Source organism: Brevundimonas mediterranea (genome assembly GCF_014196125.1).
Lineage (GTDB): Bacteria > Pseudomonadota > Alphaproteobacteria > Caulobacterales > Caulobacteraceae > Brevundimonas > Brevundimonas mediterranea.
This window is the reverse complement of record NZ_JACIDA010000001.1, coordinates 1498504-1518854: the sequence shown is the minus strand read 5'-3', so window position 1 is coordinate 1518854 and position 20351 is coordinate 1498504. Positions and strand designations below refer to the sequence as shown.

Here is a 20351-nt window from a genome sequence, read left to right as displayed (position 1 = left end):
TGCGGGGGAGGGGGGCGGCGAAGCCGCCGGGCGGGAGCGGCAGGGGACGATGGGATGGCGTGGGGGATGCGGTGCGCGGCCCTTCCCACCCGGTCTCGCCTCCGGCTCGCCCCCCCTCCCCCGAGAGGGAGGGAGAGTCAGCGTGTGTCGGCATGACGCCGCTTTTCAGGGAGAGTGCGATGGTTTCGATCCGGTGGCCGTTCGGCCAGGCGGGGCGCGGGCGTGCGTCCAATCGGGGGGCGCCCGAAGAGAAGGCCAGTCGGGCGGCGGTGCTGCTGTCGGGTGTGGGGCGGGCGCGGTGGACGGCCAATGGTGGTGCCGGACTTCGGCGTGCTGGAGGGGCCGTTCCTGGTGGCGGCGCTAGAGTACGCCGGCGAGCACGAGGGGGAGGCGACCTTTGCGCTGAGCCTGGCGAGCGCCGGAGAGATCGGGTTTTCGGCGACATGAGCGGCGGGGACTGGCCCCCCTCGGGCCGCGGGGCGGCCCTCTCCCCCCAAGGGGGGGAGATTGGTGCGCGCGGCGAGGCGGGGGTGGTGCTGGGCGGGGTGCGTCGTCGGGTGTGTCTGACGCTGGGCGCGTTGGCGGAGATCGAGACCGGGTTGGCGGTCGAAGGGCTGGCGGCGGCGGCGGAGCGGATGAAGGCTTTGTCGGCGCGGGACCTGATGGTGGTGCTGGCGGCGGTGCTGCGCGGGGGCGGGGAGACCTTGGATGTGGCCGGGGTCGAACCGCGCGAGGCGGCGCGGGCGGTGGCGGCGGCCTTCGAGGCGGCGGCGCGGTGACGGCGGAACAGACGCCCCAATTGACCCCGTGGGGCGAGATGCTGCGGGCGGCGGTGCGGATGGGGGTGACGCCCGAAGCCTTCTGGCGGCTGTCGCTGAAGGAATGGCGGATGCTGACGGAGGCGCCGCGCGGGACGGCGCCGATGGGACGGGCGGGGCTGGCGAAACTGATGGAGGACTGGCCGGATGGCGGATGAGTTCGGGCGGAGCGGGATCGACGATGTGCCGCTGAGGGCCGCCGAGGCGGGGGCGGCGCTGGAGGCGCTGAAGGGGCCGGCGGAGGATGCAGCCAATGCGATAGAGGCGGCGTTCGGCCGGGCGGGCGACAGTCTGACCCGGTCGCTGGCGCGGGCGGCGGCGGACGGGGAGGTGTCGCTGTCGGAACTGGCGAAGGCGGTGCTGAACGCGATCAATGCGGCGGCGGGATCGGGTGGATCGGGCGGCGGACTGAGCACGGCGATCCAGGCGGCGATGAGCAGTTTCGGCGGGGCGCGGGCCGATGGGGGACCGGTGGTGGGCGGTGCAGCCTATCTGGTCGGGGAGCGCGGGCCGGAGGTGTTCCGGCCGGCGACGGGCGGCGAGGTCGGGCCGGTGTCAGCGGGCGGGGTGACGGTCAATGTGGCGGTGGACGGCGGGGCGCCGGCCCTGCTGCGGTCCGAGGCCCAGATCGCCCAGATGCTGGCGCGGGCGGTCAGCCTGGGGGCGCGGCGGATGTAGAAACGCCGCCCCGTCGCGGACGGGGCGGCGCGGAAGTCATTTAGGCGATGAGGCTTATTCGCCCTTGGGGTTCGGGCCGAAGCGGTTCTCGCCCTTCTGGCTGTCGACCAGGCCGATCCAGAGTAGGAAGCCCAGGCTGACCAGGCCGGCGAGACCGATCAGGCCAATGGCCGGGCCCATAACGGCCAGGGCGGCCTCAGGATTGTCTTCGTAATAGTCGGCCGTTCCGCCGTTGGCGATGACATTGCTGATCATGATGCCAAAGGCGATGAACGTCAGGATGATGTTGACGCCGAAGGGGATGGCGATCAGCCAGCCGCTCTTGCCCATGTCATGCAGGCGTTTCACGGAGATGGCCAGGTTCGGCCAGATCAGGGCGATGGAGATCAGTCCGCCCAGGAAAGGAATCCAGCCCAGCACGAGGCTGGCGCCGAAGATGATCAGGAAGCCGATCCAGAAATGCGAGCGGCGGAGCCGACCGTTGAAGGAAAACATGGCGCTGGTGAAGTCGAAGCCCGCGCCGGTCGCGGTCGGGGCGGACAGGCCGCCGGCGACGCCGACGGTCGAGGGGGCGCCGGCCAGGATCAGGATCTGGGTGGCGGCGTCGGCCTCGGGCACGAAATCGACGCGGAGGCCGGCGGCGGGAACGGCCGGCGACTGAAGCGCGGCGGCCGTGAAGTTGTAGCGGGCGCCGTCGTCGCCGCTGATCAGGCCGGATTGGGTCGTGCCGTCGTAGCTGAGAATTTCGCCGCGCACCTGGATCTCCATGTTTGGCGCCGAAGCTTGGCGCGGGGTCAACATCGCCGAGCTTCGCCGCTCGAGCAATCGGTAAAGGCCAAGCTGGCGACTGGTTCCCCGATTTCCGCCGCAATGCGCGGCCGGGGCGAACAAGACTGTGGGCGAATAGGCCGCCCGTTTCTGAGCAGGAGGAAGATGCGGATGGCCTTTCATGAGGTGCGCCTGCCCGCGCGGCTGGCGTTCGGTTCGACCGGCGGGGTCGAGCGGAGGACGGAGATCACCACTCTGGGGTCGGGGTTCGAGCGACGGTCCACGCCGTGGGCCCTGGGGCGGCGGCGGTATCTGATCGGGGCGAACCTGAGGTCGCTGGACGATATGGCGGCGCTGATCGCCTTCTTCGAAGCGCGGCGGGGGCGGCTGTACGGGTTCCGGTTCAAGGACTTCGCCGACTTCAAGTCGTGCGCGCCCAGCGGGACGGTTTCGGCCGGGGATCAGGCGCTGGGCGTCGGCGACGGGGTGCGGACGGCGTTCGCGCTGGTGAAACTGTACGGCGATGTGGCGCGACCCATCGCCAAGCCGGTCGAGGAATCTGTGCGGGTGTCGGTCGGGGGCGTGGAGATCTCAGGCTTCGTCGTCGATGCGGCGACGGGGACGGTGAGGCTGGCCGGCGCGCCGGCGGCGGGCGCGCCGGTGACGGCGGGCTTTCAGTTCGACACGCCGGTGCGGTTCGATGCGGACCGGATCGAGACGACGCTGGAGAGTTTCGACGCCGGTCGGATGGCGGCGGTTCCGCTGGTCGAGGTGCGGGTCTGAAGCGGGTGAATGGTGACTGGTGAATCGTGAGCCGCGAGGGTGCGGCGGCGGGCCTCGGGGAAGTCGCCGCTCACGATTCACGAGTCACGAGTCACGCCCTCACGACAGAGGTGACGATGAGAGACATACCGGACGAAATGGCCGCCCGCATCGAGCGCGGGGCGGCGACGCTGTGTCATGTTTGGCGGCTGGAGCGGGCCGACGGGGTGGTGACGGGGTTCACCGATCACGACCGCGACCTGGCGGTGGACGGATTGGTCTGTCGGGCCGGAAGCGGCTGGACCGCCGTGGGTCTGGCGGCGGGCGCTGTTTCGGCGGCGGGCGCGCTGGATGACGCGGCGATCACCGAGGCGGATGTGGCGGCGGGGCTGTTCGACGGAGCGAAGGTCGAGCTGTGGCGGGTGGACTGGTCGGAGCCGGGGCTGAAGGTTCGGCTGTGGGCCGGGACCCTGGCGCGGATGCGGCGCGAGGAGGGGCGGTTCCTGGCCGATCTGGAAGGGCCGCTGGCGAAGCTGGAGCGGGTGGTCGGGCGGACCTATGGCCGGATGTGCGACGCGCGGCTGGGGGATGAACGCTGCGGGGTCGCGGCGGCGGGGCGGCGCTGTGACAAGCAGTGGGAGACCTGTGTCGGCACGTTCGGGAATGGGGTGAATTTCCGGGGGTTCGCGGACGTGCCGGGAGATGACTTCCTGACGGCCTATCCGGCGGGGAGCGCGCGGAACGACGGCGGGAGCCGGCGGTGAGGGGGGCGGCAGGGGCAGCGGATGCGGGTCGCCTGGCCCTTCCCACCCGGTCTCGCCTCCGGCTCGCCCCCCCTCCCCCGCAGGGGGAGGGAGAGGCGCGTGCGGCGGCGGTGGTTGTTGCGCGGGCCTGGCTGGGGACGCCGTATCGGCATCAGGCCAGCATGAAGGGCGTGGGGGCGGATTGTCTGGGGCTGGTGCGCGGGGTGTGGCGCGAGGTGGTGGGGGATGAGCCGGAGGGCCTGCCGGCCTATTCGCCGGACTGGGCCGAGACCGGCGGGCGCGAGACCTTGCTGGAGGCGGCGGGGCGGTGGCTGAGGCCCGTGCCGGTCGAGGCGATGCGGGCGGGGGACGTGCTGCTGTTCCGGATGTCGGCGGGTGCGGCGGTGAAACACTGCGCCATCCTGAGCGACTGCGGCGGGCCGGAGCCGAGGATGATCCACGCCTATTGGGGACGGGCGGTGGTGGAGAGCTGGATGGGGATGTGGTGGCGTAGGCGTTTGGCGGCGGTGTTCCGGTTTCCGGATTGAATATCTCCCTCCCCGACCGGGGAGGGCAGGGCGAGCCGTAGGAGAGACCGGGTGGGGCGGGCAAGGCGATACACGCTCGGTCCGTGCGGCCTTGCCGGGCCGCCCCCACCCGGCCGCTGCGCGGCCCCCCTCCCCCGCGGGGGAGGGAGACGATTTGAGGAGGCGTAGATGGCGCAAGTCGTACTGAGCGCGGTGGGGCAGTCGGTCGGGGGGCCGGTCGGACGGGTGATCGGGGCGACGATCGGGCGGGCGATCGACAATCGGGTGGTTGGGTCGCTGTCGCCGGCGCGGCAGGTCGGGCCGAGGCTGGAGACCCTGAAGGTGCAGGGGACGGCGGAAGGGGCGCCGATGGCCTGTGTGTTCGGGCGGGCGCGGGTGACGGGTCAGGTGATCTGGGCGGCGCGGTTCCTGGAGGGCAAGGCCAAGGGGCGGGCTGGAAAGGGCGGGCCGAAGACGGTCGACTATGTCTATTCGCTGAGCTTCGCCGTGGCCCTGTGCGAGGGGGAGATCGACGGGATCGGCCGGGTCTGGGCCGACGGGCGGCTGATGGACCTGAGCGGCGTGGCGATGCGGGTGTATCGCGGGGGCGAAGCGCAGACGCCGGATCCGCTGATCGAGGCGGTGGAGGGGGAAGCGCCGGCCTATCGCGGCACGGCCTATGTGGTGTTCGAGGACTTGCCGCTGGGGCCGTTCGGGGACCGGGTTCCGCAGCTGAGTTTCGAGGTGTTCCGGCGACCGCGCGGGGAACGGGCGCGGCTGGAGGACCTGCTGGAAGGCGTGTGCCTGATCCCCGGTGCGGGGGAGTTCGCCCTGGCGACCGAGGCAGTGGTGCGGCGCGAGGGGCTGACGCGGACGGCGGCGGAGAATGTGCACAACGGCGAGGGCCGGGCGGATCTGGTCGTGTCGCTGGATCAGCTGCAGGCGCAACTGCCGAACCTGAAACGGGTCAGTCTGGTGGTGGGCTGGTTCGGGGATGATCTGAGGGCGGGACATTGCCGGGTGCGGCCGGGGGTGGAGCGGCGCGACAAGCCGACCGAGCCGATGGATTGGTCGGTGGCGGGCGTCGAACGCGGCGAAGCTTATGAGGTCAGTCGGGCCCCCTCCGTCGGCTCTGCCGACACCTCCCCCAGCGGGGGAGGATCTGCCCCGGCCTATGGCGGGACGCCGTCGGACGAGAGCGTGCGGCAGGCGATCCGCGAGCTGAAGGCGCGGGGGCTGGAGGTGACGCTGTATCCGTTCGTCTTCATGGACTGCCCCGGCTATCCGTGGCGCGGACGGGTGGCGGGCGTGGATGGGGCGGGGGCGACGGCGGAGATCGCGGCCCTGTTCGGCGGAGCCGAGGATTGGGGGCTGCGGCGGATGGCGCTGCACTATGCGGCGCTGGCGGCCGAGGAGGGGGCGGACGGCCTGTTGATCGGGTCGGAGATGCGGGGGGTGACCTGGACGCGGGATGCGGCCGGGGGCTTTCCGGCGGTCGAGCAATTCCGGGCGCTGGCGGGGGAATGTCGGGCGGTGGTCGGGCCGGGGGTGAAACTGTCCTATGCGGCCGACTGGAGCGAATATTTCGGGCGGCAGACGGGCGGGGAGGTGGTGTTCCATCTGGACCCGCTGTGGGCCGATACGAATATCGATCATGTGTCCATCGACTGGTATCCGCCGCTGACCGACTGGCGCGAGGGAGACGGCGGGGCAGACGCGGCGGCGTTCGATGGGGCGGCGGACCCGAACTATCTGGCGGCGGGCGTCGCGGGCGGCGAAGGGTTCGACTGGTACTATGCGGATGAGGCGGATCGGGCGGCGCAGATGCGGACGCCCATCGTCGATACGGCGCATGGCGAGGACTGGCTGTTCCGGCCCAAGGATCTGAAAGGCTGGTGGTCGAACCTTCATCATGACCGGCCGGGCGGGGTGCGGAGCGCGACGCCGACGGCCTGGGTTCCGGGGATGAAACCGGTGCGGCTGTCGGAGTTCGGCTGTGCAGCGGTGGACCGGGGCGGCAATGCGCCGAACCTGTTTCAGGACCCCAAGAGCAGCGAAAGCCGTCTGCCGCCGGGATCGACCGGCGCGCGCGACGACGCGGTGCAGCGAGGCGCGCTGGAGGCGGCGCTGGGGCATTATGCGGCGGCTGAGAACAATCCAGTGTCGGCGGTTTATGGCGGGCCGATGCTGGAGGGGGCGGACGCCTGGTGCTGGGACGCGCGTCCCTATCCGGCCTTTCCGGCGCGGGGGGACGTCTGGGCGGATGCAGGGGCGTGGCGGGCCGGGCACTGGCTGAACGGACGCCTGGCGGGGGACGGGCGGGACCTGATCGCGGCGGTGCTGGCGCGGGGCGGTCTGGCGGCGGAGGAGATGGCGGTGGAGGGCGTGGAGGGGGCGGCGGCCGGCTATGTCATCGACCGGCCGATGCGGACGCGCGATGCGCTGGAGCCGCTGCTGGCGGCGTTCGATGCGGTGGCGGCTGAACGGGACGGGCGGGTGGCGGTGCTGGGGCGGACGGCGATCTGCGTCGATCTGGCGCGCGAGGCCCTGGCCCTGCCGGATCAGGGGGCGGCGGAGACGGCGACGCGCGCGCTGGAGCCGCGACCCGGCGAGGCGCGGGTGCGGTTCATCGACGAGACGGCCGATTATCAGACCGGGGCGGTGGTCGTGCGGGCCGAGGACCCTGAGGCGGCGACCGGCGGCGGGGTGGATCTGGATCTGCCGCTGGCGTGTGGCGGCGGCCTGGCGCGGGCGGCGGCGGAGCGGGCGCTGGACGGGGCGGGGGCGGAGACGATGAGCCTGGCGCTGGGGCCGCTGGAGGCCCTGCGGCTGGAGCCGGGGGATGTGGTGCGGCTGGACGGCCGCGACGGGGATTGGCGGGTGACGCGGACGACGGCGGACGAGACGCCGTCGGCGGTGCTGGAGCCGGTCGGGGTCCGGCGGACCTATGAGGATCAGGGCGGCGGGCGCGGCGGCGAGGCGCCGGCCGTGGTCGGGGCGCCCTTTGTGCGGGTGATGGACCTGCCGCCCTTGATGGGCGGCGAGGACGACGGGCGGCCGGTCGTGGCGGCGGCGGGTGAGCCGTGGCGGGCGATGCGGCTGCATGCCGGGGCCGGGGCGGAGACCCTGACGACGCGGGGCGACATGGAGACGGCGGCGACGGTCGGGGTGCTGGTCGAGGTGCTTGGGCCGGGGGTTCGGCATCGCTGGGACGAGGTTCAGGCCCTGACGGTCCGGATCGAGGGAGCGGCGCCGCAGAGCGCCTCGGCGCTGGCGGTGCTGGGCGGGGCCAACGCCCTGGCGGTCGAGACGGCGGCGGGTTGGGAGGTGGTGCAATATCGATCGGCGACCCTGGTCGGGGCGGAGACCTGGCGGCTGACAGGCTTGCTGCGCGGACAGCAGGGCACCGAGGTCGAGATGCAGGCCGGGGCTGCAACGGGATCGGTGGTGGTGTTTCTGGACGACCGGCTGGCGCGGGCGGAGATCGGGCGCAACGAACGGGGCCTGCCGCTGATCTGTCGTATCGGACCGGCGGGGGCGCCGCCGGGCGAGGCGGGGTTCCGCGAGGTCGGCTTCACCTTGCAAGGGCTGTACGCCCGGCCGTGGTCGCCGGCGGGGTTGGTCGCCGAGGCCGGGGGCGAGGGGGTGACGGTGCGGTGGACGCCGCGCGTGCGCCTGTATGGCGACGGCTGGGACGGGGAGCCCGCGGCGGCCGATCCGATGCGGTTCCGGCTGCGGGTGAGGGACGCCGGAGCGGTGCGACGGACGATGGAGGTCGAGGGGACGATGATTCTGTATTCCGCCGCCGAGCGGACGGCGGACTTTCCGGGCGGCGTGCCCCCGACGGCGCGGATCGGCGTGGCGCAGTGGGGCGAGGCGTTCGGCTGGGGCGTGGAGGCGGAAATCGGGTTGATCTGAGCAAATATGCCGAGTCCGGCCCTTTGCGGGGGCGGGGGCATGGCTTAACTGACAGCCTCTTGGTTTTTTGAGTTGGAGCGGCAACGCAGGTGGCAGGCGATCCCTATAAGGAACTGGGCGTTTCCAAGGGCGCGAGCGCGGAGGAGATCAAGAAGGCGTTTCGCAAGCTGGCCAAGGAACTGCACCCCGACAAGAACCCCGGCGACAAGATCACCGAGGACAAGTTCAAACGAGTGACGGCGGCCTTCGACATTCTGGGCGACGCCGAGAAACGCGCCAAGTTTGACGCCGGCCAGTTGGATAACGACGGCAACGAGCAATATCGCGGCTTCAGCGGCGGGGCGCGGCCGGGCGGGAGCCCGTTCGGAGGCGCGGGCGGCGGGTTCGGCGGCGGGCCGGGCGGCCGGGCCAATTTCGAGGGCGTCGATCTGGACGACCTGTTCGGCATGTTCGGCGGGGGCGGACGTCAGCGCGGGGCGCGGGACTTCACCGCGCGCGGCCAGGACGTGAAGGCGACGCTGGACATCAGTCTGGAAGACGCCATCGCCGGAGCGACCAAGCGGATCCAGTTCTCGGACGGCCGGACCCTGGACGTGACCATTCCCAAGGGAGCAGCGGACGGCCAGACCATCCGGTTGCGCGGACAGGGCGCGCCGGGACGCGGGGCCGAGAACGGCGACGCCCTGATTGAGCTGAAGATCGAGCCGCATCCGATCTACAAACGCGACGGGGCGGACCTGACCATGGACCTGCCGGTGTCGGTGCCCGATGCGGTGCTGGGCGCCAAGGTGCGTGTGCCGACGCCCGAGGGCGCGGTGCAGATGACGATTCCGGCCGGCTCCAACTCGGGCAAGCTGCTGCGGCTGAAGGGGCGCGGGGCCTTCGCCCAGGGGCGGCGCGGGGATCTGCTGGCGCGGCTGGTCGTGACCCTGCCGGACGAGCCGGACGCGGCCCTGACTAAATTCGCCGAAGACTGGCGCGCCAAGCGGCCGTATACGCCGGGGCGTTGAGCCGCGCACAAGCCGCATGAAGCGCGGTCGCGCAAGGGGAGAGCCATGATCGCAAAGCCTGATGTGAAGCCGGCGCGGCCGTGGTTTTCGGCCGGTCCGACGGCCAAACGGCCCGGCTATAGTCTGGCGGGCCTGCCGCAGGATCTGCTCGGGCGCGGCATTCGCGCGCCGGAGGTGGTGGAGCGGTTCGCTCATGGCCTGAGGCTGACGCGGGCCGTGCTGGAAGTCCCTGAGAGCCATGTGCTGGTCTATACGCCCGGGTCCGACACCGGGGCGGTCGAGGCGGCCCTTTGGGGGATGCTGGGCGCGCGACCGGTGCAGGTGGTGGCGTTCGAGAATTTCGGCCTGACCTGGCTGGCGGACGTGAAGGATCATCTGGGGCTGGAGCCGGAGGCGCTGACAGCGCCCTGGGGCGAACTGCCGGACCTGAGCCAGGCCGACTGGTCCAAGGATGTGGTGTTTCCGTGGAACGGCACGACCTCGGGCGTGCGGGTGCCGGACGCCGACTGGATCGCCGACGATCGCGAGGGGCTGGCCGTCTGCGACGCCACCTCGGCCGCCTTCGCCATGCCCCTGCCGTGGGACAAGCTGGATGTCGTGACCTTCAGCTTCCAGAAGGCGCTGGGCGGGGAGGCGGGCATCGGCGTGATGGCCCTGTCGCCGCGCGCGGTGGCGCGGCTGGACACGTATCGGCCGGATCGGGCCATTCCCAAACTGCTGCGGCTGACGGACGGCAAGGGGTTCGACCGGGCCCTGGGGCAGGGGGTGGTGATCAACACCTTCTCGATCCTGACCATCGAGGACTGGATCGACGCTCTGGAGTGGGCGCAAGGGATCGGCGGCTCGAGCGAACTGATCCGGCGGACGGACGCGAACTATGCCGCCCTGGCCGAATGGGTGGCGCGGACCGGCTGGATCGATTTCCTGCCCGAACGGCCCGAGATCCGCTCGACCACCTCGGTCTGTCTGAAGTTCACCGACCCGCGCATCGCGGCCCTGGACGGTGCTGGGCAGAAGGCTTTCGTTGTGCGGTTCAAAGCCCTGCTGGAAGGCGAGGCGGCCGTGTTCGACATGGAGCCGCACCGGAATGCGCCGCCAGGACTGAGGCTGTGGTGCGGTTGCACGGTCGAGGTCGCAGACGTGATCGATGCGACGCCGTGGCTGGAGTGGGCGTTCGAGACGGCGGTGGGGGAACTGTCGTAAAATACGACGGTTCGGGACGACATCGGATGATTCCCTCGCTATAGGCTGCGCCCGCATTCAGATCGTCGCGATGACGCGGCGCCAGCTGGTTTTGACGCGGTCTCCGAGGAGAACGCTAAGGCGGAGTACGGACTTTGGCGAACGTAGCGGTGGTCGGCGCCCAGTGGGGCGACGAGGGCAAGGGCAAGATCGTGGACTGGCTGTCCAACCGCGCCGACATGGTCGTGCGGTTCCAGGGCGGTCACAATGCGGGCCATACGCTGGTCGTGGACGGCAAGGTCTACAAGCTGGCCCTGCTGCCCAGCGGCGTGGTGCAGGGCAAGCCGTCGATCATCGGCAACGGCGTGGTCGTGGACCCCTGGCACCTGGTGGGTGAGATCGAGAAGATCGAGGTCCAGGGCGTGGCCATCAGCCCCGACATCCTGACCATCGCCGACAACGCCTGTCTGATCCTGCCGATCCATCCCGCGCTGGACGTGGCGCGCGAGGCGGCGGCCAGCGCGCCGGGGGCCAAGATCGGCACGACCGGGCGCGGCATCGGCCCGGCCTATGAGGACAAGGTCGGTCGGCGGGCCATCCGGGTGTGCGACCTGGCCAATGAAGACGACCTGAAGGTCAAGATCGAGCGTCTGCGCTCGCACCATGACCCGCTGCGGGCGGGCCTGGGGCTGGAGCCGATCGACCCGGAGGCGCTGCTGGCCTCGCTGCTGGAGATCGCGCCCAAGATCCTGCCCTATGTGAAGCCGGCCTGGCGGGTGCTGGACCAGGCGCAGAAGGACGGCAAGCGGGTGCTGTTCGAGGGGGCCCAAGGCGCCTTCCTGGACGTCGATCACGGCACCTATCCCTATGTGACCAGCTCCAACACCGTGGCCGGACAGGCGGCGGCGGGGTCGGGCGTCGGGCCGCGCGGCGTCGGCTATGTGCTGGGCATCGTGAAGGCCTATACGACCCGCGTCGGCGAAGGCCCGTTCGCCTGCGAACTGGACGACGAGGTCGGACAACATCTGGCGACCGTGGGTCGCGAGGTGGGGGTGAATACCGGGCGGGCGCGGCGCTGCGGCTGGTTCGACGCCGTTCTGGTGCGTCAGTCGGTGGCGATCAACGGCATCGACGGCATCGCCCTGACCAAGCTGGACGTGCTGGACGGGTTGAAGACGCTGAAGATCTGCGTCGGCTACAAGGTCGATGGCGAAGTTCTGGACTATCTGCCGTCCAGCCTGAAGGCCCAGGCGGCGGCTGAACCGGTGTTTGAAGAACTGGAAGGCTGGAGCGAAAGCACCGCCGGCGTTCGCAGCTTCAAGGACATCAACGCCAACGCCATCAAATATGTGCGTCGGATCGAGGAGCTGATCGGCGCGCCGGTGGCCCTGCTGTCGACCAGCCCCGAACGGGACGACACGATTCTGATGCGGGATCCCTTCCAGGGCTGACGCGAAGGGGCTGTCGATTCAACGGGCCTTAACCAGCCTGCTGTATGGCTTTGGGTGAAGCCGGAGCAGAAGCCCTTGTTCACCGCCGACGCCAGAACCCTGAGCCGTCTCGAACCCGCTGTGCGGCGGATCGTGATCGTCGAACCGAACGCGGCGTCGGCGCGATTGCTGTCCGACATCATGAAGGGCCTGGGCGCGCGCGAGGTCTATACCGAGGGCGATGAAGAACGGGCGCTGGAGCTGGTGCGCGACGTCGAGCCGGGCGTCATCTTCACTGAACGTTCGGGCGAGACCTTGAATGGGGAAACCCTGACCCGACGCGTGCGCCGGTCGTCGATGGGCTGCCGTATGGCGCCGGTCATCATGGTGACGGGCGAGGCGACCGCCGCCGCCATCAAGGGCGCGCGCGACGCCGGGGTGCATGAGTTTCTGCGCAAACCCTATACGACCGGCGACCTGTTCAAACGGGTCGAGAATGTCGCGCTGAAACCGCGACCCTGGGTCGAGGCGGTCGGCTATGTCGGGCCTGACCGGCGCCGGTTCAACTCGGGCGAATATTCAGGCGCGCGCAAGCGCCGGGCCGACGGCTCGACAGACGGGCCTGTCGACGTCAAGGACCAGGCGTTGCGCATCCTGGTGGCCGCGATGAGCCAGTTTGATCAGGATCCGGCGCAAGCCACGCGCGCCATTCGTCAACAGGCTCAGACGTTGAAATCCGTCGCGGTCAAGACCGGCGACGCCAAGCTGGCGATCGCGGCCGGCGGGCTGGAAGCCTTTATGGGCGCCGGCGCCGTCACCAAGGGCGGTCTGGCCCAGCCCATCGGCGCGATCATGGCCCTGGTCCAGCCGGCGCCGGCGCAGATGGCGCGCGCGTCCTGAACGACATCGCGCCCCCCGCCCCTTGAGCGGGAGGCGCGAAAGCCGGGTCAGGCGTCGACCAGATTCCGTTCCTCCGCCGCTGCGCGCATGGCTTTCTGCAGCTTCTCGAAGGCGCGGACCTCGATCTGACGCACGCGTTCGCGCGAGACGCCGTACTGACCGGCCAGTTCTTCCAGGGTTACCGGATCGTCCTTGAGGCGGCGTTCCGTGAGAATGTGTTTCTCGCGATCCGTCAGCTCCTCCATGGCCTCTTGCAGGAGGCTCATGCGGATGCCCTTTTCCTCGTCGTCGGCGAGCTGGGTTTCCTGGGACACGGCCGTGTCGTCGGCCAGCCAGTCCTGCCATTCGCTCTCGCCGTCGGCGCGCAGGGGCGCGTTCAGCGAGGCGTCGCCGCCGAGGCGGCGGTTCATATTGGTGACCTCTTCCTCGCTGACGCCCAGTTTGGTGGCGATGGCGGCGAGGTGTTCGGGGTGCAGGTCGCCTTCCTCAAAGGCCGAGATCTGGCTCTTGGCCTTGCGCAGGTTGAAGAACAGCTTCTTCTGGGCGGCGGTGGTGCCCATCTTCACCAGCGACCAGCTGCGCAGGATATATTCCTGGATCGAGGCGCGGATCCACCACATGGCGTAGGTGGCCAGGCGGAAGCCCTTGTCGGGATCGAATTTCTTGACGGCCTGCATCAGGCCGACATTGCCCTCGGAAATCACTTCGCCGATCGGCAGGCCGTAGCCGCGATACCCCATGGCGATCTTGGCCACGAGACGAAGGTGGGAGGTCACGAGACGATGGGCGGCTTCGGGATCCTGGTGTTCCGACCAACGCTTGGCGAGCATGAACTCCTCGTCCTTGGTCAGCATCGGGAATTTGCGGATTTCGGTCAGATAACGCGACAGGCCTTGTTCAGGCGACATCACCGCGAGCGTACTATTGGCAGCCATATGGTCCCTCCGACCGTCAAAACGAGCGGGCGCTTCGACACCGGCCACCATGTGCGCCGACGTCTCACCCCTCAACCGATGAAGTAGCGATGGGTTGCCGCCGTTTTTAGAGGCGGGGGGTCACACGAAAGCGTGACCGTGGCCCTGGCGCCACTCGTGCCGGCCAGAGCTCAATATAGAAACGTGTCAGTTGCTATTCAAGACGCTCCTGCGGGGCGGCGTCACGTCCCATTCAAAGTCGTGGTCTGTTGCCGACGAAGCTGGTCGGCGGCGAGCGCGCGCTCCTCCGGAGTCAGATCTGCAGGCCGGCAGCGTCGGACAGGAAAGCGCGATCCAAGGACGGTCTCGTTCCGACAGACCAGAGGTCGTCCGGCACGACGTTCCTCCGCCGTCGTTCCGTTCGCGCGGGCGGCGGCCGTGGTGGCTTCGCCGGCTTCCTGAATCGAAACAGGGGGCGATCCGGTCGGAGACGCCAGAGGCGTAGCTTGACCGGAGAGCGCTAGGAGGGAAGCGAGAATAATCATGGTGTGAAATCCTCTTGTATACGGACGGTATGTCGAAATGGACCGGTTTGACAACCCGTGGACGCGGGAAGAGGCTATGGCCTCATCAAATTCCAAGGATGCCGCGATAGGTCGGATGGACCCCTTCGGCGTATTCGGGATGCTTCTGAAGATAGGCGGAGAAGAAGGGGCAGACCGGCAGGATCAGCAGGTTGCGGGCCTTGGCGTCTGCGAGAACGTGTTTCGCCAGGCGGCTGGCGATGCCCTGGCCCTCAAGACGTTCGGGGACCAGGGTCTCCGTGATCATCAGGTTCGGCGGAGACAGGTTGTAGGTGACGACGGCCACCTCGCCATCGACGGGCAGTTCGTAACGCTTGAGCTCGGCGTTGTCGTGGATGTCCGGGTCGAGCATGGAGGGCCTCAAAGGTTGGAGAGCAGGGCTTCGAGCCGCACCATATCGGTGGGCGGCGGGGTCTCGAAGCGAAGGATTTCGCCGGTGACCGGATGAACGAAGCCGAGGACAGCCGCGTGCAGGGCCTGGCGGACCAGGCCTGCCTCGGCGATCCCAGCCCGGACTGCGGCGGCGGGGCTGCCTGAGCCATAGGTGGCGTCGCCCAGGATCGGCGAACCTTTCGACGACAGGTGAACACGGATCTGGTGGGTGCGGCCGGTATGCAGGGTGCAGGCGACACGGGCGGCTAGGGGCGCGCCGCTCGCTTTGGCCGGTTCGCCGAAGGTCGCCTGGACGACATAGTCGGTGATCGCCTCGCGTCCGCCAGCCTTCAGCACAGCCATCTTCTTGCGGTCGCCCGTCGAGCGTCCGATGCGGGTTTCGATCCGACCTCTGGACGGAGATGGGGCGCCGCGCGTCAAGGCGATATAGGTGCGTTCGATGTCGTGGGTCGCGAACAGGGCGGACAGGCCCTGGTGGGCGCGGTCGGTCTTGGCGGCGACCATGACGCCGGACGTGTCCTTGTCCAGGCGGTGGACGATGCCGGGGCGGGCGACGCCGCCGATGCCCGACAGGCTGTCGCCGCAGTGGGCGAGGAGGGCGTTGACCAGGGTGCCGTTCGGCGTGCCGGGCGCCGGGTGGGCGGCCATGCCTGCGGGCTTGTCGATCACGATCAGGTCGGCGTCCTCATAGAGGACCGTCAGGGGGATGGCCTCGGGCTGGGGCGTGGCCGGGGCGACGGGCGGCAGGGCCACGACATAGAGGCCGGGCTGGGCCTTGGCCGAGCCGCCGGTCAGGGGCAGGCCGTCGCGGCTGACGGCGCCGGCGGCGATGAGGGCCTGGAGGCGCGCGCGAGACAGGACCGGGAAGGCCTCGGCCAGGGCCTTGTCCAAGCGCAGGCCCGACGCGTCGATGCGGGCCTCCAGCAGATCGGCGGGGGCCGCAGCAGGGGACTGGTCTTCGTCGTCGATCAGATCAGGGTCGGACACAGGGCTTCCTAGCACGGCGCACGACTTGCGCGAGGGCGAGAGGTCGTTCGATAGTGACGCTTGGGGCCTTGGGGATAGGTAAGATGAAGCGTTTGATGATCGTCGGCGGCTCGGTCTTGGTGGCGGGCATGCTCAGCAGTTGCACGACCATGAGCAAGGACGAATGCCTGGTCGGCGCCTGGGGGGAGAAGGGTTACGCCGACGGGGCGGCTGGCTATCCGATGAGCCGGCTGGACGATCATGCCCAAGCCTGCGCCAAATATCAGGTGGCGCCCAATCCGTCGGCCTATGGTTCGGCGCGCGAAGACGGCCTGCGGACCTATTGCACCTTCGAGCGGGGCTGGATCGAGGGTCGGGCCGGCAATACCTATTACGGGGTCTGCCGACCTGAAGAGGAGGCGGCGTTCGTACCCGCCTATCGGGACGGACTGAGGCTGCACGAGGTCGAGGCGGCCGTCGAGGCGGCGGAGGGTGCGTTGAACCGCGCCGAGGCCCGGATCGACAACCGCGAGGACAAGTTGGAGGCGAAGCAGAACGAGCTGCGCGGCGAAGGGCTGACGGACGAGGAGCGCGAGCGCATCCGCGACCGGATACAGGAGGTCCGCGGCGAGATCCGCGATGCGCGCCGCGACGCCCGTGAGGCGCGCGACGCGCTGGATCGCGCCGAATGGGACCTGTTCCGGGTGCGGCGCGAACTGAGCGGCCGCTACCCGGTCTTCTGATCGGTCAGGCGGCCTTGACGGCGGCGTTGCGGAAGGACGGGTCCAGGTCGCCCGAGGCGTAGCGCGTGGCCATCTGGGCGGTGGACAGGGGACGGATCCGAGAGGCCTGGCCTTCGCAACCGAACTGCTGATAACGCTCCATGCAGAGCTTTTTCATCGCGGCCTTGGCGGGCTTCAGATAGGCGCGCGGATCGAACTCCCGCGGGTTCTCCATCAGGGCCTTACGGATGGCGCCGGTGATGGCCATGCGGTTGTCGGTGTCGATATTGACCTTGCGCACGCCGTGGCGAATGCCGCGCTGGATTTCCTCGACCGGCACGCCCCAAGTCTGGGGCATTTCGCCGCCGTACTGGTTGATGATGTCCTGCAGGTCCTGCGGCACCGACGAGCTGCCGTGCATCACCAGGTGGGTGTTGGGCAGGCGGCGGTGGATTTCCTCGATCACATTCATGGCCAGGACTTCGCCGTCCGGCTTCTTGGTGAACTTGTAGGCGCCGTGGCTGGTGCCCATGGCGATGGCCAGGGCGTCGACCTTGGTGGCGGCGACGAAATCGACGGCCTGGTCCGGATCGGTCAGCAGTTGCGAATGGTCCAGCTTGCCCTCGAAGCCGTGGCCGTCCTCGGCCTCGCCCATGCCGGTCTCCAGCGAGCCCAGCACGCCCAGTTCCCCCTCGACCGAGACGCCGCAGGCGTGGGCCATTTCAGTGACGCGACGGGTGACCTCGACATTGTATTCGTAGGAGGCGGGGGTCTTGGCGTCCTCCTCCAGCGAGCCGTCCATCATCACCGAGGTGAAGCCGTACTGGATGGCGGTGGCGCAGGTGGCCGGGCCGTTGCCGTGGTCCTGGTGCATGCAGACCGGAATGTCGGGATAGAGTTCGGCCAGGGCGTCGATCAGCTTGGCCAGGACAACGTCGTTGGCGTAGTTGCGGGCGCCACGCGAGGCCTGGATGATGACGGGGGCGTTGACCTCGTGGGCCGCCTCCATGATCGCCAGACCCTGTTCCATATTGTTGATGTTGTAGGCCGGCAGGCCGTAGTCGTTCTCTGCCGCGTGGTCGAGCAGCTGTCGCAGCGTGATGCGCGCCATGGGATAGTCTCCTGAGCCGAATAGTCTTTTTTGATTGGGCAAGAGACTAGCGGCGAGGCGTGACGAAGTCACGCCGCGTTACAGCCGTTTCAACGCGAATTCGGAAGGCCGGTATGCAGGCGTGATCCGCCTGCATCGCTGCCGATCAGACGCGCAGGGCTTCGACGCCGGGCAGGGGCTTGCCCTCCATCCATTCCAGGAAGGCGCCGCCGGCGGTGGAGACGAAGGTCATGTCGTCCGATACGCCGGCGTGGTTCAGGGCCGAGACCGTGTCGCCGCCGCCGCCGACCGCGACCAGAAGCCCGGCCTTGGCCAGGGCCGCCGCATGACGGGCGACGGTCACGGTGGCGGCGTCGAAGGGCGGCACCTCGAACACGCCCAGAGGGCCGTTCCAGATCAGGGTCTTCGAAGCGGTCAGGGCCTCCAGCAGCCGCGCGACCGTGGCGGGGCCGGCGTCGAGGATCTTGTCGTCGGCCGACAGGGCGGCGCCGGCGATGACGGGGCGGGATGCGGCGCCGGGCTTGACCTCGGTCGCGACCACGAAATCGACGGGCAGCAGCAGTTTGCAGCCCTTCGCCTCGGCCTCAGCCATGATCTCGCGGGCCGTGTCGGCCATGTCGCGTTCGGCCAGCGAGCCGCCGATGTCGATGCCCTGGGCGAACAGGAAGGTGTTGGCCATGCCGCCGCCGATGGCCAGCCGGTCCAGCTTGCCGACCAGGTTCTTCAGCAGGTCCAGCTTGGTCGAGACCTTGGCCCCGCCGACGATGCCCAGGACCGGCTTCTGCGGATTGCCCAGGGCGGCGTCCAGGGCGTCCAATTCGCGGCGCATGGATTCGCCGGCGTAGGCGGGCAGGTGGTGGGCGATCCCTTCGGTCGAGGCGTGGGCGCGGTGGGCCGCCGAGAAGGCGTCGTTGACATAGAGGTCGCCCAGGTCGGCCAGCTTCTGGGCGAAGACCGGATCATTGGCCTCTTCCGCCGCGTGGAAGCGGACGTTCTCCAGCAGCACCACGCCGCCGGCGTCCAGGTCTCGGATGGCGTCCACGGCGTCCGGGCCTATGCAGTCGTCGGCGAAACGGACGGGGGCGCCGAGCAGGTTCTCCAGATCGTCCACGACCGGCTTCAGGCTCATCGACGGGACGCGCTGGCCCTTGGGACGGTCGAAATGGGCCAGCAGCGCGACCTTGGCGCCGGCGTCGCGCAAGCGCTGGATCGTCGGCAGGGCGACCCGCAGCCGGGTGTCGTCCGTGACCTTGCCGTCCTCCATCGGGACGTTGAAGTCCACGCGGACCAGGGCCGTCTTGCCGGCGAGGTCGTGAGCGTCGTCGAGGGTGCGGAAGGTCATGGCTATTGTGTCAGGTCCAGATTTCAAGTGGGCGCGATCAGGTTACGCGCTCCCAAGAGGGCTATAAAAATCAGTGCATTGATGATGGCTTGCCAGAGAACGAATTTAAGGCTCGGTCCCATTACGCTATCGACGAAGCGGCGCTCTGCTTCTTCGTCCGCTAATCCCATTTCCTTCATCCGGTTTAAGGCGCGCCCGTTGCCGGAGAAGGCGATGAAGAGTGCGACGACGGGCGGGACAAAGAGCCAAAGCCACCAACCGAGCCAGCCTGTGATGGCTGACACGATCCATTCGGCAAAAAGCACCAGTCCCGCCATCAGAGCCCCCGCTCTTAGATTTTTACAGGAACTTCGCCATCACCAAGGCCGTGTCGGCCATGCGGGTCGCGAAGCCCCATTCGTTGTCGTACCAGCTGAGCACGCGGGCCAGCTTGCCGTCGACGACCTGGGTTTGGGGCAGGGCGGCGGTGGACGAAGCGGCCACGTGGTTCAGGTCGCTGGAAACCAGCGGATCGGTCGTCGTGAACAGGACGCCCTTCATCGGGCCGTCGGCGGCGGCCTGAAGCGCGGCGTTGATCTCGTCGGCCGAGGTGTCGCGACCGGAGACGACCTTCAGATCGACGACCGAGACGTTCGGGGTGGGGACGCGGATCGACGATCCGTCCAGCTTGCCCTTCAGTTCCGGCAGGACCAGCCCCAGGGCCTTGGCGGCGCCGGTCGAGGTCGGGATCATCGACAGGGCGGCGGCGCGGGCGCGGTACAGGTCCTTGTGCATCGTATCGAGCGTCGGCTGGTCGCCGGTGTAGGAGTGGATTGTGGTCATGTAGCCGCGCTCGATGCCGAACAGGTCGTTCAGCACCTTGGCGACGGGGGCCAGGGCGTTGGTGGTGCAGGAGCCGTTCGAGACGACGATGTCGTCGGCGGTCAGGGTGTCGTGGTTGACCTTGAAGACGATGGTCTTGTCGGCGCCCTCGGCGGGGGCCGAGACCAGGACGCGCTTGGCGCCGGCCTTCAGGTGGGCGCTGGCCTTGTCCTTGGAGGTGAAGATGCCGGTGCATTCGAAGGCGATGTCCACCTTCAACTCGGCGTGCGGCAGGTTGGCCGGATCGCGCTCGGCCGTGACCTTGATCTTGCCCGTGCCGACGTCGATCCAGTCTTCGCCCGAAGTCACCGTGCCGGGGAAGCGACCGTGCACCGAGTCATAGCGGAACAGGTGGGCGTTGGTCTCGACCGGACCCAGATCGTTGATCGCCACCACTTCGATGTCCGTGCGGCCGTGCTCGACGATCGAGCGAAGGACAAGGCGGCCGATGCGGCCGAAACCATTGATGGCGACGCGAACGGTCATGGGGAGGCTCCTCTGAACGATTATGTTGTTGGCGTCTCAATGGAACTCTCGCGCGCCGGTTTCAACCCCGCCGCCGCGCCTTAGCCCTAACATGGCGTGAGCAAGCGTTACGGTCGGATGGAGTGGCGGCGTGTCCGGCAAGAAACACCTCTGTTGGGGCGGTTTTCGGTTCATTGAGCAAAATTTTTGCGACAGGGGTTGTGCGGTCCCGGTCCATATGGTTTCTTGGCGTCAGA

Annotated in this window: 20 protein-coding genes and 1 pseudogene; 13 read left to right on the top strand and 8 right to left on the bottom strand. The window is 69.0% G+C overall.

What is annotated here, in order from left to right; all coding sequences use genetic code 11:
- Positions 1-279 precede the first annotated feature (279 nt).
- From GGR11_RS07580 to GGR11_RS07565, 4 genes and pseudogenes are all read left to right on the top strand, one after another.
- Positions 280-447 (top strand): annotated as a pseudogene (locus GGR11_RS07580) (phage tail tube protein); the annotation flags it as partial.
- Positions 444-779, top strand: a complete 336-nt coding sequence (locus tag GGR11_RS07575) for a GTA-gp10 family protein (RefSeq protein WP_221205104.1) — start codon at positions 444-446, stop codon at positions 777-779. The pseudogene GGR11_RS07580 and the gene GGR11_RS07575, both read left to right, overlap by 4 nt.
- Positions 776-976 carry a phage tail assembly chaperone gene (locus GGR11_RS07570; protein ID WP_343051101.1) on the top strand — a complete coding sequence of 67 codons (201 nt, stop codon included), beginning with the start codon at positions 776-778 and terminating at the stop codon, positions 974-976. Before GGR11_RS07575 ends, GGR11_RS07570 begins: the two co-directional genes overlap by 4 nt.
- Positions 966-1496, top strand: coding sequence for a phage tail tape measure protein (locus GGR11_RS07565; protein ID WP_183196103.1), 531 nt, complete (start codon positions 966-968; stop codon positions 1494-1496). The genes GGR11_RS07570 and GGR11_RS07565 overlap by 11 nt, the downstream gene beginning before the upstream one ends.
- A gap of 54 nt (positions 1497-1550) precedes the next feature.
- Here the strand turns inward: GGR11_RS07565 and GGR11_RS07560 are convergent, their stop codons facing one another.
- Positions 1551-2252 carry a DUF805 domain-containing protein gene (locus GGR11_RS07560; RefSeq protein ID WP_343051100.1) on the bottom strand — a complete coding sequence of 234 codons (702 nt, stop codon included), beginning with the start codon at positions 2250-2252 and terminating at the stop codon, positions 1551-1553.
- Between the two features lie 183 nt (positions 2253-2435).
- On the opposite strand from GGR11_RS07560, the gene GGR11_RS07555 reads away from it, so the two are divergent.
- The 8 genes from GGR11_RS07555 to GGR11_RS07520 all read left to right on the top strand — a co-directional run bounded on the left by GGR11_RS07555 (position 2436) and on the right by GGR11_RS07520 (position 12736).
- The gene (locus tag GGR11_RS07555; RefSeq protein ID WP_183196101.1) at positions 2436-3047 is read left to right on the top strand and encodes a DUF2460 domain-containing protein; all 612 of its coding nucleotides are present in this window, start codon (positions 2436-2438) and stop codon (positions 3045-3047) included.
- Positions 3048-3163: 116 nt separating this feature from the next.
- Positions 3164-3790: a baseplate hub domain-containing protein gene (locus GGR11_RS07550; protein ID WP_183196100.1), complete on the top strand. Its 627-nt coding sequence runs from the start codon at positions 3164-3166 to the stop codon at positions 3788-3790.
- A 110-nt stretch (positions 3791-3900) separates the two neighbouring features.
- On the top strand, positions 3901-4317 hold the full coding sequence (locus GGR11_RS07545) for an NlpC/P60 family protein (protein WP_183196099.1): 417 nt from the start codon (positions 3901-3903) through the stop codon (positions 4315-4317).
- A gap of 168 nt (positions 4318-4485) precedes the next feature.
- Positions 4486-8214 (top strand): baseplate multidomain protein megatron, encoded by a 3729-nt coding sequence (locus GGR11_RS07540; protein ID WP_183196098.1) that lies wholly within the window; start codon positions 4486-4488, stop codon positions 8212-8214.
- An 89-nt stretch (positions 8215-8303) separates the two neighbouring features.
- The gene (locus GGR11_RS07535; RefSeq protein ID WP_183196097.1) at positions 8304-9224 is read left to right on the top strand and encodes a DnaJ C-terminal domain-containing protein; all 921 of its coding nucleotides are present in this window, start codon (positions 8304-8306) and stop codon (positions 9222-9224) included.
- Between the two features lie 45 nt (positions 9225-9269).
- Complete coding sequence (locus tag GGR11_RS07530; protein WP_183196096.1) at positions 9270-10427, top strand: phosphoserine transaminase; 1158 nt, start codon at positions 9270-9272, stop codon at positions 10425-10427.
- A 134-nt stretch (positions 10428-10561) separates the two neighbouring features.
- On the top strand, positions 10562-11857 hold the full coding sequence (locus tag GGR11_RS07525; RefSeq protein ID WP_183196095.1) for an adenylosuccinate synthase: 1296 nt from the start codon (positions 10562-10564) through the stop codon (positions 11855-11857).
- A 75-nt stretch (positions 11858-11932) separates the two neighbouring features.
- The gene (locus GGR11_RS07520) at positions 11933-12736 is read left to right on the top strand and encodes a response regulator (protein WP_183196094.1); all 804 of its coding nucleotides are present in this window, start codon (positions 11933-11935) and stop codon (positions 12734-12736) included.
- A gap of 47 nt (positions 12737-12783) precedes the next feature.
- Here the strand turns inward: GGR11_RS07520 and rpoH are convergent, their stop codons facing one another.
- The 3 genes from rpoH to GGR11_RS07505 all read right to left on the bottom strand — a co-directional run bounded on the left by rpoH (position 12784) and on the right by GGR11_RS07505 (position 15614).
- On the bottom strand, positions 12784-13671 hold the full coding sequence (gene rpoH / locus GGR11_RS07515) for an RNA polymerase sigma factor RpoH (RefSeq protein WP_081836252.1): 888 nt from the start codon (positions 13669-13671) through the stop codon (positions 12784-12786).
- Between the two features lie 609 nt (positions 13672-14280).
- Entirely contained in the window at positions 14281-14586 is a 306-nt protein-coding gene (locus GGR11_RS07510) for a GNAT family N-acetyltransferase (protein ID WP_183196093.1), read from the bottom strand.
- 8 nt (positions 14587-14594) lie between these two features.
- On the bottom strand, positions 14595-15614 hold the full coding sequence (locus GGR11_RS07505; RefSeq protein ID WP_183196092.1) for an RluA family pseudouridine synthase: 1020 nt from the start codon (positions 15612-15614) through the stop codon (positions 14595-14597).
- Between the two features lie 83 nt (positions 15615-15697).
- On the opposite strand from GGR11_RS07505, the gene GGR11_RS07500 reads away from it, so the two are divergent.
- Positions 15698-16336 carry a DUF2799 domain-containing protein gene (locus GGR11_RS07500; RefSeq protein ID WP_183196091.1) on the top strand — a complete coding sequence of 213 codons (639 nt, stop codon included), beginning with the start codon at positions 15698-15700 and terminating at the stop codon, positions 16334-16336.
- A 4-nt stretch (positions 16337-16340) separates the two neighbouring features.
- Here GGR11_RS07500 and fba read toward each other — a convergent pair whose 3' ends face one another.
- The 4 genes from fba to gap all read right to left on the bottom strand — a co-directional run bounded on the left by fba (position 16341) and on the right by gap (position 20115).
- Positions 16341-17426 (bottom strand): class II fructose-bisphosphate aldolase, encoded by a 1086-nt coding sequence (gene fba / locus GGR11_RS07495; RefSeq protein WP_183196090.1) that lies wholly within the window; start codon positions 17424-17426, stop codon positions 16341-16343.
- Between the two features lie 145 nt (positions 17427-17571).
- A complete protein-coding gene (locus tag GGR11_RS07490; protein WP_183196089.1) occupies positions 17572-18768 on the bottom strand; it encodes a phosphoglycerate kinase in 1197 nt (398 codons plus the stop codon).
- A gap of 23 nt (positions 18769-18791) precedes the next feature.
- Positions 18792-19085 carry a hypothetical protein gene (locus tag GGR11_RS07485; RefSeq protein WP_183196088.1) on the bottom strand — a complete coding sequence of 98 codons (294 nt, stop codon included), beginning with the start codon at positions 19083-19085 and terminating at the stop codon, positions 18792-18794.
- 22 nt (positions 19086-19107) lie between these two features.
- Positions 19108-20115 (bottom strand): type I glyceraldehyde-3-phosphate dehydrogenase, encoded by a 1008-nt coding sequence (gene gap / locus GGR11_RS07480; RefSeq protein ID WP_183196087.1) that lies wholly within the window; start codon positions 20113-20115, stop codon positions 19108-19110.
- Positions 20116-20351 lie beyond the last annotated feature (236 nt).